The sequence below is a fragment of the Chitinophaga sp. H8 genome (assembly GCF_040567655.1).
Taxonomy (GTDB): Bacteria; Bacteroidota; Bacteroidia; order Chitinophagales; family Chitinophagaceae; genus Chitinophaga; species Chitinophaga defluvii.
Genome location: NZ_JBEXAC010000001.1, coordinates 551,438 through 567,782 on the forward strand (window position 1 = coordinate 551,438; position 16,345 = coordinate 567,782).

General features: G+C 45.6%; 15 protein-coding genes. 10 read left to right on the plus strand and 5 right to left on the minus strand.

Annotated features, from left to right (window positions below; all coding sequences use genetic code 11):
* Window positions 1–100: 100 nt before the first annotated feature.
* Window positions 101–2,140, plus strand: a complete 2,040-nt coding sequence (locus ABR189_RS02060) for a response regulator (RefSeq protein WP_354658776.1) — start codon at window positions 101–103, stop codon at window positions 2,138–2,140.
* A gap of 1 nt (window position 2,141) precedes the next feature.
* On the opposite strand, the gene ABR189_RS02065 is transcribed toward ABR189_RS02060, so the two are convergent.
* Window positions 2,142–3,020, minus strand: a complete 879-nt coding sequence (locus ABR189_RS02065; RefSeq protein WP_354658777.1) for a fructosamine kinase family protein — start codon at window positions 3,018–3,020, stop codon at window positions 2,142–2,144.
* Between the two features lie 15 nt (window positions 3,021–3,035).
* Between ABR189_RS02065 and ABR189_RS02070 the strand changes: the two genes are divergently transcribed.
* Window positions 3,036–4,130 carry a DUF3810 domain-containing protein gene (locus ABR189_RS02070; protein WP_354658778.1) on the plus strand — a complete coding sequence of 365 codons (1,095 nt, stop codon included), beginning with the start codon at window positions 3,036–3,038 and terminating at the stop codon, window positions 4,128–4,130.
* A 96-nt stretch (window positions 4,131–4,226) separates the two neighbouring features.
* Here the strand turns inward: ABR189_RS02070 and ABR189_RS02075 are convergent, their stop codons facing one another.
* Window positions 4,227–5,174 carry an arginase gene (locus ABR189_RS02075; RefSeq protein WP_354658779.1) on the minus strand — a complete coding sequence of 316 codons (948 nt, stop codon included), beginning with the start codon at window positions 5,172–5,174 and terminating at the stop codon, window positions 4,227–4,229.
* A 242-nt stretch (window positions 5,175–5,416) separates the two neighbouring features.
* Between ABR189_RS02075 and ABR189_RS02080 the strand changes: the two genes are divergently transcribed.
* From ABR189_RS02080 to ABR189_RS02100, 5 genes are all read left to right on the plus strand, one after another.
* A complete protein-coding gene (locus ABR189_RS02080) occupies window positions 5,417–6,556 on the plus strand; it encodes an acyl-CoA dehydrogenase (protein WP_354658780.1) in 1,140 nt (379 codons plus the stop codon).
* 133 nt (window positions 6,557–6,689) lie between these two features.
* The gene (locus ABR189_RS02085) at window positions 6,690–7,367 is read left to right on the plus strand and encodes a YggS family pyridoxal phosphate-dependent enzyme (protein ID WP_354658781.1); all 678 of its coding nucleotides are present in this window, start codon (window positions 6,690–6,692) and stop codon (window positions 7,365–7,367) included.
* Between the two features lie 37 nt (window positions 7,368–7,404).
* The gene (locus ABR189_RS02090; RefSeq protein ID WP_354658782.1) at window positions 7,405–8,646 is read left to right on the plus strand and encodes a TlpA disulfide reductase family protein; all 1,242 of its coding nucleotides are present in this window, start codon (window positions 7,405–7,407) and stop codon (window positions 8,644–8,646) included.
* 477 nt (window positions 8,647–9,123) lie between these two features.
* Window positions 9,124–10,398, plus strand: a complete 1,275-nt coding sequence (locus tag ABR189_RS02095; protein ID WP_354658783.1) for a serine hydrolase domain-containing protein — start codon at window positions 9,124–9,126, stop codon at window positions 10,396–10,398.
* A gap of 150 nt (window positions 10,399–10,548) precedes the next feature.
* Window positions 10,549–10,851 carry a YtxH domain-containing protein gene (locus ABR189_RS02100; RefSeq protein ID WP_354658784.1) on the plus strand — a complete coding sequence of 101 codons (303 nt, stop codon included), beginning with the start codon at window positions 10,549–10,551 and terminating at the stop codon, window positions 10,849–10,851.
* 113 nt (window positions 10,852–10,964) lie between these two features.
* Here ABR189_RS02100 and ABR189_RS02105 read toward each other — a convergent pair whose 3' ends face one another.
* Window positions 10,965–11,687, minus strand: coding sequence for an SRPBCC family protein (locus ABR189_RS02105; RefSeq protein ID WP_354658785.1), 723 nt, complete (start codon window positions 11,685–11,687; stop codon window positions 10,965–10,967).
* 269 nt (window positions 11,688–11,956) lie between these two features.
* On the opposite strand from ABR189_RS02105, the gene ABR189_RS02110 reads away from it, so the two are divergent.
* Window positions 11,957–13,201, plus strand: a complete 1,245-nt coding sequence (locus ABR189_RS02110) for a TCR/Tet family MFS transporter (protein WP_354658786.1) — start codon at window positions 11,957–11,959, stop codon at window positions 13,199–13,201.
* A gap of 51 nt (window positions 13,202–13,252) precedes the next feature.
* Window positions 13,253–14,101 carry a class I SAM-dependent methyltransferase gene (locus ABR189_RS02115; RefSeq protein WP_354658787.1) on the plus strand — a complete coding sequence of 283 codons (849 nt, stop codon included), beginning with the start codon at window positions 13,253–13,255 and terminating at the stop codon, window positions 14,099–14,101.
* Window positions 14,102–14,372: 271 nt separating this feature from the next.
* Here ABR189_RS02115 and ABR189_RS02120 read toward each other — a convergent pair whose 3' ends face one another.
* Window positions 14,373–14,648, minus strand: a complete 276-nt coding sequence (locus tag ABR189_RS02120) for a hypothetical protein (protein ID WP_354658788.1) — start codon at window positions 14,646–14,648, stop codon at window positions 14,373–14,375.
* 258 nt (window positions 14,649–14,906) lie between these two features.
* Here ABR189_RS02120 and ABR189_RS02125 point away from each other — a divergent pair, with 258 nt between their 5' ends.
* A complete protein-coding gene (locus ABR189_RS02125; RefSeq protein ID WP_354658789.1) occupies window positions 14,907–15,734 on the plus strand; it encodes a 3-keto-disaccharide hydrolase in 828 nt (275 codons plus the stop codon).
* Window positions 15,735–15,856: 122 nt separating this feature from the next.
* On the opposite strand, the gene ABR189_RS02130 is transcribed toward ABR189_RS02125, so the two are convergent.
* Window positions 15,857–16,288, minus strand: coding sequence for an ester cyclase (locus tag ABR189_RS02130; RefSeq protein ID WP_354658790.1), 432 nt, complete (start codon window positions 16,286–16,288; stop codon window positions 15,857–15,859).
* Window positions 16,289–16,345: the final 57 nt, after the last annotated feature.

Genomic DNA, 16,345 nt, shown 5'->3' on the forward strand with positions numbered 1-16,345 from the left:
ATATTTATCTGTTTGCCCCGAAGGAAAAAGATAAATATTTGCTGATGCAATGCTGCCAGCAATGCAGGGTTACAGACAAAGATCCGTGAAAATCCCTTTAATGTCCCCTATTCCAGCAAAAATATTAAAATCCGGTACGATAGCAATTCCTGCTATCCTCTCCCTGCCACTGGCTGCATATCTGCAACATACCAATGCCGGATTGCTGATAACAGACGAAAAATACAGGTTTATATGGGTGAACCAGGTATTCATGGATCACTTTGATACCCCCGATATAGCTTCCGCAGTGATTAATAAGTCATTCCAGGCCGGTATCACCTTCCTCCAGCCATTTATGGCTGATCCTCCCTTCTTTGCTCAGAAAATGAAAGAACTCCGCCGCCGTAAGAAACCTTTCTTTGGCTGGGAACTGCGCTTTCAGAACGGCAGCACGCGGGAAATCAGCTATATGCCGGTATACGACAAAGGGGTATTTCAAGGCGCCATATGGCAGATTGTGGACGTGACGAAAAGTATTAATGCCCAGCAAACTTTGCAAAAAGAGCTGGAACTGGCCCGCCAGCTGGCAGAAGAGGCCCAGCACAGCCAGAAAGACTTCCTGGCCAGTATGAGCCACGAAATACGCACCCCCCTGAATGCCATCATCGGCATGGCCCATTTGCTGGAAGAAACCAATATGGATGCCCAGCAAAAGGAATATGTCAATATCCTGAAACATTCTTCAGGCATCCTGCTTGGGATCATCAGCGATATTCTGGACATCTCCAGGATAGAGGCGGGGGAATTGCAGGTAAACCAGCGGGAATTTAACCTGCCGGAACTGATCCAGTCGCTGCGGCATACATTTGAACTGAAACTGGGCCGCAGGCCGGTAAGGATAACGGCAGAACTGGACGCCCAGCTAAAAAGATGGCTGGTAGGAGATGATGGCCTGCTGAACCAAATATTATTGAATTTGTTAGGAAATGCAGAGAAGTTTACCAAAGAAGGAGAAATAGCCCTCAAAGTAAGCCTGGAAAGCTGGCAGGAAAACCAGCTCTGGATCCGGTTCCGTGTTTGTGATACCGGGATAGGGATCAAAAAAGATAAGCTGGAACTGATTTTCAGAAACTACAAACAAGCAGAAAAAGATATCCGTGATAAATATGGGGGGACCGGACTGGGACTGGCCATTGCTAAACAACTGGTAGAGCTGCAGGGGGGACAGATAGCGGTGGAAGAAATACCCGGCTTTAATACCTGCTTTAGCTTTAACCTGCCTTTTATGGATACCTGTAAACCGGCTGGCGTGGGGAGCCACCGTACCGGGAAACCAAACAGGCAGATCACCTTTGAAGACGCTAAATTGCTGGTGGTGGAAGACAACCCTATGAACCTCCGCTATGTAATCAGCCTGCTGGAAAAATATAAGCTCAATTACCAGCTGGCTACCAACGGGCCGGATGCCCGGTATTTTTTGGACAACAGGCAATATGATCTAATTTTGCTGGATATCCGGATTCCTGGCATGGACGGGTTTGAACTGGCTAAGACGATCCGTGCGGATGAAGAACAACCCAATGTGGCTACTCCCATTATCGCTACCACTGCGGTGGCCATGGAAAGCACCGCTGCAGCCGCCAGGGAAATTGGTATCACTGATATATTAACTAAGCCCTATACACCTGATCAGCTATTACAGGTGCTCAATAAGTATTTAAACGAGGATGAAACTGATTTAATAATGGACGTAGTAAAGAACATAGGCGGTTTTGAATTTAATGAGGCTTTGGATGTTAAGTACCTGGACGGGTTATATGATAACAACATTTCATATGCGGTAGACCTCTTTGAAATATTTCTTCGTACCATTAAAGAGGAAATAGAAAAATTGCGCACAACAGTCAGCAATGCTGATTGGGAAAAACTGAAGTTCCAGGTACATAAAATAAAACCCAACCTGTCCATGGTAGGGCTAACCTGGATTGCTGCCAAAATGCAGGAACTGGAAAATAACCTGCGCAACGGACAGGAAGAACAGGAACAGATCGTTCAACTCTTTAATGAAGTAGCTATTGCGGTAGATGAATTTTATCCCGTCATAAAGGAAGAACACGAGAAGATGCGTGTCTTTATGGATACACGGGAGGATGGCTAACCTAATGCTGCTGTAATATTTCCCGGATACTATTGTAATAACTGCCTCCAAATAACAGCATATGTACCAGCAGGGGATATAGCTGACAGATGCCTATACGCTGCTGCCAGCCAGGGGCCAACGGATGTACGGCCTGGTAGGCATAATAAAACTTTGTGTCAAAGCCACCAAATAACCGGGTCATCGCCATGTCCATTTCCCGGTGCCCGTAATACACCGCCGGATCATAAATACATGCCCTGCCATTACTGCCTACCATAAAATTGCCGGACCATAAATCACCATGCAACAGGGCAGGAGGCTCCTGTGGAAATATTTCCGGCAATTGCCGGCACAGTTTTTCCATTTGATGTACCATCACCTTTTCTATGATGTGCTGATCATAAGCCATCCGGGTAAGGGGCATCAGCCGGTTAAACGCATAAAATACCGGCCAGCTGCTGTAAGGGGTATTGTATTGACGAAGGGTACCTATGTAATTAGGACTGTCATAGCCAAAATGAGGGTGCCGCTGCTGATGCAGCTTTGCCAGCATGGCTGCAAAATCTTCCCAGAAATCCCGCATGGCACTGCCCTTTTCCACAAAGGTGGTTACCAGAAATGCCTGCTGCTGTACCGCACCATAACATACAGGCCTGGGCACCGCAATGGTCTGCGTTGCACCCAGGGTAGTAAGACCGGCATACTCGGCTGCAAACATATCCGGAAAACGGATCGCATCATTCAGCTTTAAGAAAAAATACCCTTCATTGGTTTGAATACGGTAGGTTTCATTAATATCCCCCCCATGTATTTTTTCTGCCTGATTAATCAGTATTTTCACCTTTAATTCATCGGAAAGTGCTGCGCCTATTCTGCTGAGTAAAATTTCATCTATCATGTTTCGCCGGTTATTATGGAAACAAATAACAAAATTAAGAAGAAGATTGTAAGGATCGTAATAACAGTGCTGGCTATATTGCTGTTAAAAGGACTATTTATACTAAGTCCGGCGTTTGAACACTTTTATTTTCATAGGTGGTATGTTTGGATCAGCATCGTTTTACGACAAGTATTGGGAAATATATCATTCAGTATTGGTGATGTAATATATGCAGGCTGGGTTATAACAGGTATCATCTATTTGTTAAAACTATGTTATAAACTGGTGCGGATGCACTGGGAAGATGCTGCTTATGTGGTATTACAAGGGATACATTCCCTGTTGGCGATCTACTTCACATTCCTGATATTATGGGGATACAATTATGAACGTAATGCCCTGGCCAGCGATCTCCGGCTGGAGGTAAAACCCTATACTACTCCCCAGCTATACCAGCTGGCGGATACCTTGTTGCAGTTGGTCAATCAGGAAAAGACCAACCTGGGTGATACCCTGCATACCATATCTCCCAACCCGGACAGTGCCAGGGTATTTGACCAGGCAATAACGGCTTACGGGCTTGCTGCCAAACACTGGCCTGCCCTCCACTATCAAGCCCCTGCTATCAAACGGACCCTCTTTGGCCACTGGCTCAACTACATAGGGGTAACAGGTTATCTGAATCCCTTTACCGGCGAGGCACAGGTAAATACCACCACGCCCCAGCTGCTGCATCCTTTTGTGACCTGCCATGAAATAGCTCATCAACTGGGATATGCGCCAGAGGAAGAGGCCAACTTTGTTGGGTACCTGGTAGCTACCCAACTGCCGGAAAGCCGCTTCCGCTATGCGGCGCATTTTGAAATGCTGCTGCACACCGTAGGACAACTGGCCCGGCGCGACAGCTCCCTCACAAAAGATATCTGGAGTAGGACCGTACCCGGCGTAAAAGCAGATTATAAAAGCATTATTAATTTCTATAAAGCCTACAGTGGCCCCGTGGATGATTACTCCCGCCTGTTGTATGACCAATACCTGAAAGCCAATAACCAGGAAAAAGGAATAGAGAGCTATAGTGAAGTGGTAGGCTGGCTGATTGCATATTTTAAAATAGGTGTTAGCTATTAGCCTTTAGCTTTTAGCTTTGGCGTTTTGTTGTTTAATTATCTAATAACAAAACATAATACCTAAAGGCTAATAGCCAACAGCTAAAAGCTCAAAAAATCAGTTCATCATCAGCACATTCACACTCCTTTGCAGGATATTAAAAGCAATTTCGGCCATGAGGTTTTCCCGGTCCAGGGTGGGATTTACTTCCGTAATTTCGAAGCAGCATATTTTGCGGTGCTGCATAAACTTGGAAATGAGGTCTTCCGCTTCCCGCTCCCTTAGCCCATTGCTCACGGGGGTACCTGTACCCTTGGAGATAGATGCATCCAGGCTGTCTACGTCAAAAGAAACATAAATATATTCACAGTCGCTGAGGTAGCGGAATACAGAGCGGGAGATGTTTTCAGCCCCTTTACGCCTTACCTCGCTGGTAGTGATCACTTTCATACCATACTTTTTGATCAGGTGGTCTTCTTCCTTTTCATAGTCGCGCAGGGAAATAAACACAATATCTTCCGGTAATACCTTGGGGGCTATTTTTCCGATGTTTTTCAGGCCGTTCCACATCCGTTTGGTGTTTTCATCCAGCTCATGCACCTTACAATCCAGGTTATCTTCTGCAATAGCGGTAGCCAGCGGCATCCCGTGCATATTGCCGGAAGGGGTGGTGTAGGGCGTATGGAGATCGGCATGTGCATCTATCCAGATAACGCCCAGTTTGGCTTTGGGGTGGGCCATCTTTAAACCGGCAATCGTGGCGCCGGCAGTGCTGTGGTCACCAGACAGCAATACCGGGAACCAGTTGGCTTTTACGGTTTCATACACGCTTTTGCTGATCCTTTCATACATGATGTTCGTTCCCTTGATCCGTTTGGCATAAGGAGATTCAATAGGTTCAAACAGGAGCTTATTTTCTGTTTCAATGGTTTCGGTAGGAAAATGCACAAAAAAGTTACTCATGAAGTCAAGCGCTGCAATTTTAATCGCTTCCACCCCCAGGCTGGCCCCCCGGGTACCGGCCCCTATTTCAGATTTTACTTCTATAATCTTGATATTCTTCATATATGGCAAGCTACAGGATTTTATATTAAGCCGCCATCACCCCATTATGATAAGATAAAAAGGACCCCTGAAAAAACTGAACCAATTCAAAAACCCGTACGTTATCGTAAAGTTTTATTCAATAAAGAGTTAATATTTATTGACAACCATGAATTTTGTACACTGTATTTTTTTAGCTCCTCATTTATAAATAGGTTTGTTATCATCAACACACCAAGCAACCAGTCATTTAAACTCAAATTATGAACTATCAACTTACGGAAGAACACCTGATGATCCAGAAAGCAGCACGTGATTTTGCTATTAATGAACTACTGCCGGGCGTTATTGAAAGGGATGAAAAGCAGCAATTTCCAAAGGAACAGGTCAAAAAACTGGGTGAACTGGGTTTTTTAGGCATGATGGTAGATCCTAAATACGGTGGTGCCGGGCTGGATACCATCTCTTACGTGCTGGCCATGGAAGAGATCTCCAAGATAGATGCCTCCACTTCTGTATGTATGAGTGTGAATAACTCCCTGGTTTGCTGGGGACTGGAAGCCTATGGTACGGAAGAACAAAAACAAAAGTACCTGGTACCGCTGGCCAAGGGAGAATTAATAGGCGCTTTCCTGCTCAGCGAGCCGGAAGCGGGTTCTGATGCTACTTCCCAGCGTACCCTGGGCGAAGATAAAGGAGATCATTACCTGGTAAATGGTACCAAAAACTGGATCACGAATGGCAATTCTGCCAGCATATACCTGGTAATTGTACAAACGCATCCGGAAAAAGGGAGCAAAGGGATCAATGCCCTGATCATTGAAAAGGATTCTCCTGGTGTAACGGTGGGGGCTAAGGAAAATAAGCTGGGCATACGGGGGAGTGATACCCACAGTATCATGTTCCAGGATGTGAAAGTACCCAAGGAAAACAGGATAGGAGAGGATGGTTTTGGGTTCAAGTTTGCCATGAAAACGCTGGGTGGTGGCCGTATTGGTATTGCTTCCCAGGCATTGGGCATTGCTAGTGGCGCTTATGAGCTGGCATTAAAATATTCCAAAGAGCGAAAAGCATTTGGTAAAGAAATTTCTCAGCACCAGGCTATCCAGTTTAAACTGGCGGATATGGCCACCCAGATAGAAGCTGCACGCCTGCTGTGCCTCAAAGCTGCCTGGGAAAAGGATAATAAGATGGACTATACCCTCAGTGGCTCTATGGCAAAGGTATTTGCTTCAGAAACAGCCATGTGGGTTACTACAGAAGCGGTACAGGTACATGGTGGCTATGGCTATGTAAAAGAATACCATGTGGAACGCCTCATGCGTGATGCTAAAATTACCCAGATCTATGAAGGTACTTCTGAAGTACAACGGATTGTAATCAGCAGGGCGATATTAAGTTAAGCTGTTAGCTGTTAGCCTTTAGCTATTAGCTTCGGTGTTTTGTTGTTTACAATAACATGATGCCAGACAACAAAACATAATCCCTAACAGCTAACAGCTAATAGCTAACAGCTAATTTTGCTACTTTTGCCTAATGGCAATTAATTTATCCGCATTTGAGCAGGTAAAAGCGGCATTAGCCCCTTTTCAGGCAAAGTTGGTAGCAGTATCCAAGATAAAACCGGTAGCAGATATACAGGCATTATACGACGCGGGCCAACGTATTTTTGGTGAAAACTATGTACAGGAGCTGGCAGATAAGCAACCCCGTTTGCCGGCAGATATTGCCTGGCATTTTATAGGCCACCTGCAATCCAATAAAGTAAAATACATCGCACCTTTTGTGGATACCATCCATGCAGTAGACAGTATTAAGTTGCTGCAGGAGATTAATAAACAAGCGGGCAAACACCAGCGGGTAATTCATTGCCTGCTGCAGGTGTATATCGCAGCAGAAGAAACAAAATTTGGCATGGATGAGCAGGAGCTGTTACAACTGCTCGATGCCTGGAAAGCCGCAGAAAATACCTTCCCCCATATACGTATTGCAGGGTTGATGGGCATGGCTACCAATACTGATAATGAAACGCAGATCCGTAAAGAGTTTCATCATCTTAAAGCACTGCATACTTCCATAAAAGAAACTTATTTCAGGGAGCACGACTATTTTAAAGAACTGTCTGTTGGCATGAGCGGCGACTACCTGCTGGCATTGCAGGAAGGGAGTACCATGGTCAGGATAGGCAGCCTTCTGTTCGGTGCAAGGCTTTAGGGAATACCATACAATGAAAACACTAATCACACCGCATATGAAGTATTTATGGATAATATGCCTGGTGGGCATCGGTTTCACTGCCTGTAACACCGGCAGCAGTAAAAAGGAGCTGGTGGCCGGTATATGGCAGGCAAAGCTGCATCGCCAGGATGGTGCAGCTATCGTATTCAATTTTGAGGTAAAAGACTCCCTGGGCAAAAAAGTACTGTATATCATCAATGCTACGGAACGGATGCTGGTGGATGATATACAGGTACAGGGCGATTCGCTGCTGATTAAAATGCCTTTCTTTGACTCTGAGTTCAAGGCCGCTTTTCAGGCCGATGGTAATATACAGGGAAAGTGGGTCCGGCATCTGGCTGATAAAGATGTGGATATCCCTTTTTCCGCTGTACAGGGTGTTGCGGAACGGTTTAAGGTAAATACTCCCGCTAAGGGGAATGTAAGCGGCCGCTGGGCTACCCGCTTCAAGGCAGAAGGAAAGGATACCTCTTTTGCAGTAGGAGAATTTAAGCAGGAAGGCAATATTGTACATGGTACTTTTTTAACGCCTACAGGGGATTACCGTTTCCTGGATGGGGTATTGGATGGGGATTCCCTCAGATTGTCAACATTTGATGGTTCTCACGCTTATCTGTTTACCGCATTGCTGCGCAACGATGCCGCACTGGAAGGCACTTTCTATGCGGGTATCGGTACCGGCAAACAGCAATGGCTGGCCCGTAAGGATGCTACAGCGGCATTGCCTGATGCGTCTACCCTGGCCACCCTGAAAAAGGATTCTGCCCAACTGAACTTCCGTTTTCCGGATATGACCGGCAAAATGGTATCTATCAAAGACGACCGGTTTAAGAACAAAGTGGTGGTAATTACCCTGATGGGTTCCTGGTGTCCGAACTGTATGGATGAAACCAATTACCTGAGCGAATGGTATAAGGCGAATAAAGACCGTGGGGTGGAAGTAATAGGCCTTTCCTACGAAAGGACCCCTGATTTTGAAACCTCCAGGAAAAGCCTCTCCGGCTTCTTAAAACGCTTTGATGTGCAATACCCGGTACTCATCACCGGCGTGACGCCTAATGACCCGCAAAAGGGCGAAAAAACACTTCCACAGCTGAGCAGTATCAGTGGATTTCCCACCACCATTTTTGTGGATAAAAAGGGTAATGTGAAGGAAGTACATACCGGCTTTGCTGGTCCGGGTACCGGAGAACATTACGAAACATTCAAAACTAACTTTATAAAACTGGTAGACGGGCTGTTGCAGGAGCAATAGGATCAGGTCTATAAAGCATAAAAAAGGGAATGGTCCGCATTGGCGGGCCACTCCCTTTTTTATTGACCGGAATACTCATTTTCCCATTGAAACGAGGTCTTATCTATGGATGACTCACATCCCGCCTGTGTGTAAACGCTTATCAGGATTTATTAATAAAAGGTGTAAACCTGTGGCAGGACTAGACCTTATCATAAAATCAGGGATAATCCTGCCATGGGCCTACGTTTGCATAGGGATATCCCGTATATGTCCCGTATATGTCCCATATATATCCCGTATATATCCCGACAATGGTGCTAGTCGGAATATCTATGGGACATCTCCGGAATATCTCCGGTTTATGTACGGATGATAAATAAGTAATGATAGCCATTGATTAGCCGTTAGCCTGGGCTAAGGGTGATTATGTGCCATATTGCAGTTGTTATGAAATTTGGAGGCGAGCGCTTATTTTGTAGTACCAATTGTTATTATATGAAGAAAACTGTATGGCTGCTGTCGGCCCACCTATGCCTTTGGGGGGCGGCGTATGCACAAAGCCGTCCTCAACAATTTATGCAGGCTGCCAGTCCTGCGTCCGCAGGGTTTTCTGCAGAAAGACTGCAAAAGCTGGATACCTTCTTTCAGGAGATGGTGGATAAGGGGATGGCCCCGAATGCGGTGACCTTTATCGCGCATAAGGGTAAAATTGTGCATTACAAAGCATATGGTTACCGCAACCTGGAGCGGCAGGAGCCTGTCCGAAAGGATGATATTTTCAGGATCGCCTCACAGACCAAACTGATCACTACTATTGCGCTGATGATGTTGTATGAAGAAGGGAAGTTTTTCCTGGATGATCCTTTGTACAAGTATATGCCGGCTTTCGGGAATGCGAAAGTACTGGTCAGCTATGACCGGGCAAAAGGTACTTATGAAACGAAGCCTGCGGCTACACCTGTTACTATCCGTCAGCTGTTATCACATTCTTCCGGTATTCCCTACGATCATCCGTTGGATAGTGTATTATTTGGAAAGGGGATTGGTTTATTTGGCTCATTGAAGAACGACCGGCTGGAAGACCTGATCGCTAAAGTGGCCCAACGGCCATTGGTACACGAGCCTGGGGAAAAATTCACATATGGCTTTAATACCGATGTGGCTGGCAGGTTAGTTGAAATACTTTCGGGCATGAGCCTGAAGGATTATTTCCAGCAGAAAATTTTTGCACCACTGGGCATGAAGGACACCTATTTTTATCTGCCGCCATCCAAAGCCAGCCGTTTGGTAGAATTGTATGCTTTGACGGGTACCAACAGTAAATTAAGCTTATGTCCGGATTCGGTAGCCCGGAAGTTTCCCATCAGCGGCGCCCAAACCTTATACCTGGGTGGTGCGGGATTAGTGAGCACGGCTGCTGATTATGCCCGTATCTGCCAGCTGATCCTGAATGGAGGGGAGTTTAACGGCGTACGGTTGCTGAGCCGTAAAACGGTAGACCTGATCACCCGTAACCAGATAGGAGATGCCTGGGTATGGGACCGCCAGGATAAGTTTGGCTTAGGCTTTCAGATCATTACGGAAAACAGCCGTTATGGTGATCAGGCTACGCCGGGCAGTCTTACCTGGGGCGGGGCTTATTGCTCTGAGCATACTATCGACCCAAAAGAAGAACTGATCATGTTGGTATTTACCAATGTATATCCTTACACTTATTCCGTGGAGTTTATTCATAAGTTCCGTATCCTGGCTTACCAGGCTTTGTTATAAATCCGGGTGGCGTTAGTAAATTGTTAAAGTCCCCGGCAGAAGGTATTGAAGAAACTACAGAGGTATTCTTGGCCTGATATTTGGAAAATTGTTCACAGCACGCAGAACCAAGTGCTTTCAACAGTTGTTAAACCAATAAATCTTGTAACTATGAGTACCACAAAATTTTTAGCAGGAGCTATCGCCGGGTTGACCACAGGAATTGTAATAGGTATGTTGACCGCCCCTGATAGTGGTGAAGAGACCAGAAAAAAGATCAGACATACCGCAGATAACTGGCGCCATAGATTGAATAAACTGGTAGGGAAAGGTGCAGATGATTTGTCTGAGTTAAAACATGTATTTGAAAATGAGGTAACCGGCTTGAAGGATGATGTACGTGAACGTGTACTGAGGCTGATCGAAGAAAGCCAGGGTACTTACAATAAATTTAAAAATGAGGCTTTATCATAAGGCCTCGTTTCAGCTTCATTCGGTTATCGCGAAAAGCAAAAATTCCTTTGTTAACAGCAGGTACTTAACCAGTTGTATAAACAAAGGAATTTTTTGTTGGAATAAACACCGGCTCAGGAAATAATTTCACCGGTTTCCATATAGCTTTTAAAGCTTTTGATATCGTTGTAGATCATTCTTTCAAAAGCAGTATTAAGTAACCACGCAAGTCCGGTACCTACATATCCGGCCGGTGGGCGGTAGGAGATCATCACATTTATTTCCGTAGTATCCGGTGTCAGTGCTTTAAAGCTCACCCTTCCGGCAGTAGCTATTTCAGAGCCGGTTACTGATCTCCACCCCAGGAATTCGCCGGGTACTTCTTTCACAATCTGCGCATCCCATGCTACCGTACCAATACCGCCGGGGCCTTTGGCAACCCAATGGGAGTTTTTATTATCCGTTTCCTGCACAGATTCCAGGTGCTTCATAAAAACCGGGAGATTGCTGAGCTGGCGCCAGAAATAATATACCTCTTCTTTGGGATTATTGATAATCTGGGAAGTTCTGATATTAATAGCCCTGGAATGCCTGTCTGCCTGCCTTACGCCGGTCATGGCATTGAATAAACAGTTGCCCGATATACCCCGGTACAATAAATATCCTCCTGCCAGCAGTTTAATAAGGCTGTTTACCGGTTTTTTATCTACTTTGCTGATCGCTGAGCCGATAGCCCAGGCGCCTGCCAGAATAGAAACCAGACGGCCTTCCTGTGTTACATTGATAATCGTGGAGTGATCATACAAAATGCCTCCGGTAGGGGGAAGGTGGGAATGAGATGGTGCGTAAGTATCCATAATTGCGTTTTTTACTGAAATATCTCTAAAACCCTGCTTACTTTGAAAGCGGGGGTAAGGGGTTGATAATCAGTAAACATTACCCGGCGCTAAAATGTTCAATAAGGATGTTGTTGTGGAACAGGGGATACGGTGCGTATAAAATTACACACTTTTGCGCGGAGGAAACTGGCATTGATGTCGTGTTTTTACAATTTTCCGGGTAGATACCCTGCTATATTTGCCACTATACCCCCTTAGTGGGCATTCATTATTTTGATCCTTACCATATGCTAAAGAACAAGCAGGCGGCATTGCCATTTATTTTTATTACGTTATTGATAGATTTTACGGGTTTTGGTATTATCCTGCCGGTAATGCCCCGGTTAATTGAGCAATTAACAGGAGAAGGTATCAGCAGGGCTTCCCAATATGGAGGCTGGCTGGCTTTTGCCTATGCGGTGATGCAATTTATTTTTGCGCCTGTATTGGGAGGCCTGAGCGACCGTTACGGGCGCCGGCCGGTATTGCTGTTATCTTTATTTGGGTTGGGGCTGGACTACCTGTTCCTGGCATTTGCACCCAGTATTTTCTGGTTATTCATAGGCCGGTTGATTTCCGGGATTACCGGTGCCAGTTTTACTACCGGTGCCGCATATATTGCAGATGTTAGTCCGCCGGAAAAACGGGCGCAGAGCTTCGGTATTACCGGTGCCGCATTCGGACTGGGGTTTATCATAGGCCCGGTGATTGGCGGCTTGAGCAGTGACTGGGGCCTGCGGGCGCCCTTCCTGATTGCTGCCGGATTATCACTCGTGAACTGCCTGTATGGTTATTTCGTACTGCCAGAGTCGTTATCAATGGAAAACCGCCGTTCCTTTGATTGGAAGCGGGCTAATCCGGTGGGCTCCTTTAAACAAATACAAAAGTATCCTGTAGTAGCCGGGCTGGTCCTGGCGCTTACCCTGATTTATATCGGGCATAATGCAGTAGAAACCACCTGGACCTATTACACGATTGAGAAATTTAAATGGAGTGAGCGGATGATCGGTTATTCACTGGCTGCTGCCGGAATAGGGATTGCGGTAGTGCAGGGCTGGCTGATACGCATCATCATACCACGGCTGGGCCCGAAAAATACGGTATACATCGGATTAAGCCTGCGGGTATTGGCGGCGATGTTAATCGCCCTGGCCTCCCAGGGATGGATGTTGTTTGTAATCCTGATCCCTGACGCATTGAGCTTTATGTCTACCCCTGCCTTACAGGGGATCATGAGCAATCAGATACCAGCCACCGAACAGGGAGAACTGCAAGGGGTGATGGGCAGTACATTTAGTATTTGTGCGATCATAGGCCCGGTACTGATGTCCAACATCTTTGCATTTTTTACAAAAGCAGATGCCCCGTTTTATTTTCCCGGTGCTGCTTTTGTATTGGAGGCGGTGCTTACACTAACAGGCATATTAATAATCGCCCGGTATTTATCTGCCTGGCAGCCTGTAAAGCAAGCCAATCCCGAAACATCTCATTAAGTATTGAGAATGTTAGCCGCTTTCAGTAAGTTTAATTTTAAAAAAATAGCAATGGAAACAAGCAAACCCACACAGCCTGATAATACAGCAGTAAGAACCGCATTATGGAGGGCCTTACACGTTCAGGCAGATGCGAAACCTGCTATACTTGCGGATGAAGTTGGTTTAAAATTAATTGCGCCGCCCGACGATTGGCAGGAACGCCCGGATATGAAATATACCAAACGGCTCAGGGCATCTATTGTAGCCCGTTCCCGTTTTATTGAAGACTTAGCCATCTCGCAAATTGAAAAGGGCGTTAAACAATATGTTTTACTCGGTGCAGGGCTGGATAGTTTTGCTCAAAGAAATAGGGGCATCAGTTCACAGGTAGATATTTACGAAATTGACCAACCCGATACCCTGGCGTGGAAAGAAAAAAGGCTCCTTGAAAACGGGTATGACATTCCCGGTAATCTTCATTTTGTACCTGTTGATTTTGAAGTGGCATCCTGGTGGGAAGCGTTATTGCGCAAGGGCTTTGATATCGGCCAACAAGCATTTGTTTCCTGTATTGGCGTCACGCTTTATCTCACTACAGCAGCAATTACAGATACGCTGAAGAAAATGACCTTGCTGGCACCAGGTACTACCATTGCCATATCCTTTTATCTGCCGGTAGCCTTACTTGAGGAAGAGGATCGCCCCCTGATGGAAATGTCGATCAAAGGAGCCGCCGCTTCAGGAACGCCATTTGTAAGTTTCTTTTCGATTGAAGAAATAGTGAAGCTGGCAGAGGAAGCAGGCTTAAAAACAATTCAAACCATTTCCACCAAGGATATGACAGCGCTGTATTTTAAGAACAGGGCTGATGATCTCTTGCCTGCAAGCGGGGAAGTATTCCTGGTAGCAACTACCTAAAAGCAGCAGCCCTATAAAGTGATGATGGCAGGTACTTTGCCATCCCATTTTATACGTTGCTGCACTTTCCAGTTGGCCGTTATCTCAATGGTAAATGCAGGACTATTACATAAGACCCGGGTATCGAAATTGCGGTGAAAAGGCTTAATAAGAAACAGGCGCAGGCAAAGCCCGCACCTGTCATTCTTTCCGGGGATGGAAGGAATTGGGTATAATAAAGAATGGTTCCTGGTTAGGAATACCTTTTAGTTGGCATACACGAAGTAACCTGCTATGGCTTTAAAGCCTGTGCCAGTGACAACGTACGTTGGAAGAGTTGTTTTTCTCTTTCGCTATTTACCAGGAAGGTATTGGTATGTGCAGCCAGTAAAAAATAAAATGGCGTTACATGGGTGTTAAATGGCACTATATGGGATGCCATCACAATGGGTGTTGTTATGCTGACAGGTTCCATTGTCAGCGCCCTTTCCGGGGTATTACTACTGCAGCTGCTGCAGAGATAAGTGCTGTATAACAGCAACGTAACAAGTTTAAATGTACACAACATGCATTCGTTTTTGGGGGTCGTAAACAGGCAATGGTTAGTTGCCCGTTCCTTTGGATGATGATGCAAAACTATATACGTTTTTGTAAACAATCATCAGTATTTCAAGGGTTTTATTAAAATGCGTAGAAATACGCATCATAACAGGGAACGATAGCGACGTGTATATTAACTTATTACTCCCCTTTTATCACAATAAATATGAAATTTGAAAGGGTTGTTATATTTTAACCTGTTCAAAATTTAAAACCACCTATTTACATGAAACAATTACTTACAGGTCTTTTGTTACTGATCGCCGTTAGCGGCATGGCGCAGAAAGAAGGTAAATGGATACAACTGTTTAATGGAAAAGATCTGAAGGACTGGGATATCAAGATTAAGGGGCATGAGCTGAATGATAATTTTGGGAATACCTTCCGGGTAGAGGATGGCCTGTTGAAAGTGCGTTATGACCAGTATACCAACTTTGATGAGCAGTACGGGCATATTTTCTACAAACAAAATTTCTCTGCCTACCTGCTGGTGGTAGAATACCGCTTTACCGGCGAACAGGTAGCGGGTGGTCCGGGATGGGCTTACCGTAACAGTGGCGTGATGCTGCACGGACAAACAGCTGCCAGCATGGGTAAAGACCAGGATTTTCCTATTTCCCTGGAAGAGCAATTGCTGGGTGGTAATGGAAAGAATCCACGCAATACTGCCAACCTCTGTACCCCTGGTACCAATGTGGTGATGAATGGTAAACTGATTACCGATCATTGTATCTCCTCTACTTCCAAAACCTATCATGGTGATCAGTGGGTAAGAGTCGCTGCACTGGTACTGCGGGATTCTGTGATCAAACACATTGCTGGCACCGATACGGTGTTGGTATATCAACAACCGCAGATAGGCGGCGGGGCTGTGTCTAACTATGACCCTGCAGTAAAACAGGATGGCAAGCTGCTTCGTGAAGGCTCTATTTCCCTGCAAAGTGAGAGCCACCCGGTAGAGTTCCGTAAAGTGGAATTATTTAACCTGGAACCTTATATGGATGATCCTGCGAAGCTGGACCGCATCCTGAAGAAATTGCAAAAGAAAAAATAAAGTATAGCGGGTTATAAAATCGGCTGTGCATAAAGTATATAAAACAAGCGGGTGTATCAACGTATGATACGCCCGCTTGCATTTTGGCCGCTGATGGGATGTTCCCTTTTGAGGCTCTCCTGTTATTGGGGTAGTCTACAGGCATGAGCTGATCCGGTTAATGCTGCTTCCAGTGCAGCACCATCTATCTGCCCCCATTGTTCCCTGATCTTTCCATCCGCTATGCGGAAGAACCGGTATCCGCCGGTGGTGGCTATGATGCCGGTAGGGGCAATACCTCTCCATAAACCAATATGTGTCATCTCCATCCGTATCCGGATAATACTTTTATCTCCCTCTGTTACCTGATCTTCAATAATAGTACGGTGTTTAAAAGAGCTGCTGGTCAGCGCAATCCATTGAAGTAATCCTTCCACACCGTTAGGGAGCGTAGTAGGAAGGGTGTGGTCAGTAAAATCAGGATGGAGGAAACTGGTTACTTTTTCCACGGCCCCCTCATTCCATATCGTGGAAATGTAGCTGTTGATAAGCTGTTTGATAGCATTGGTGGTCATCTTGTTCATTTTGATTACACCACAAAACTAGCCGCTTTCAGAAGGGGAATCTGTGAC

Excerpts from the sequence above, each read along its gene's own strand:
- ABR189_RS02060 (WP_354658776.1), top strand. The coding sequence starts at position 101 with ATGTCCCCTATTCCAGCAAAAATATTAAAATCCGGTACGATAGCAATT.
- ABR189_RS02065 (WP_354658777.1), bottom strand. The coding sequence starts at position 3,020 with ATGATAGATGAAATTTTACTCAGCAGAATAGGCGCAGCACTTTCCGAT.
- ABR189_RS02070 (WP_354658778.1), top strand. The coding sequence starts at position 3,036 with ATGGAAACAAATAACAAAATTAAGAAGAAGATTGTAAGGATCGTAATA.
- ABR189_RS02075 (WP_354658779.1), bottom strand. The coding sequence starts at position 5,174 with ATGAAGAATATCAAGATTATAGAAGTAAAATCTGAAATAGGGGCCGGT.
- ABR189_RS02080 (WP_354658780.1), top strand. The coding sequence starts at position 5,417 with ATGAACTATCAACTTACGGAAGAACACCTGATGATCCAGAAAGCAGCA.
- ABR189_RS02085 (WP_354658781.1), top strand. The coding sequence starts at position 6,690 with ATGGCAATTAATTTATCCGCATTTGAGCAGGTAAAAGCGGCATTAGCC.
- ABR189_RS02090 (WP_354658782.1), top strand. The coding sequence starts at position 7,405 with ATGAAGTATTTATGGATAATATGCCTGGTGGGCATCGGTTTCACTGCC.
- ABR189_RS02095 (WP_354658783.1), top strand. The coding sequence starts at position 9,124 with ATGAAGAAAACTGTATGGCTGCTGTCGGCCCACCTATGCCTTTGGGGG.
- ABR189_RS02100 (WP_354658784.1), top strand. The coding sequence starts at position 10,549 with ATGAGTACCACAAAATTTTTAGCAGGAGCTATCGCCGGGTTGACCACA.
- ABR189_RS02105 (WP_354658785.1), bottom strand. The coding sequence starts at position 11,687 with ATGGATACTTACGCACCATCTCATTCCCACCTTCCCCCTACCGGAGGC.
- ABR189_RS02110 (WP_354658786.1), top strand. The coding sequence starts at position 11,957 with ATGCTAAAGAACAAGCAGGCGGCATTGCCATTTATTTTTATTACGTTA.
- ABR189_RS02115 (WP_354658787.1), top strand. The coding sequence starts at position 13,253 with ATGGAAACAAGCAAACCCACACAGCCTGATAATACAGCAGTAAGAACC.
- ABR189_RS02120 (WP_354658788.1), bottom strand. The coding sequence starts at position 14,648 with ATGTTGTGTACATTTAAACTTGTTACGTTGCTGTTATACAGCACTTAT.
- ABR189_RS02125 (WP_354658789.1), top strand. The coding sequence starts at position 14,907 with ATGAAACAATTACTTACAGGTCTTTTGTTACTGATCGCCGTTAGCGGC.
- ABR189_RS02130 (WP_354658790.1), bottom strand. The coding sequence starts at position 16,288 with ATGACCACCAATGCTATCAAACAGCTTATCAACAGCTACATTTCCACG.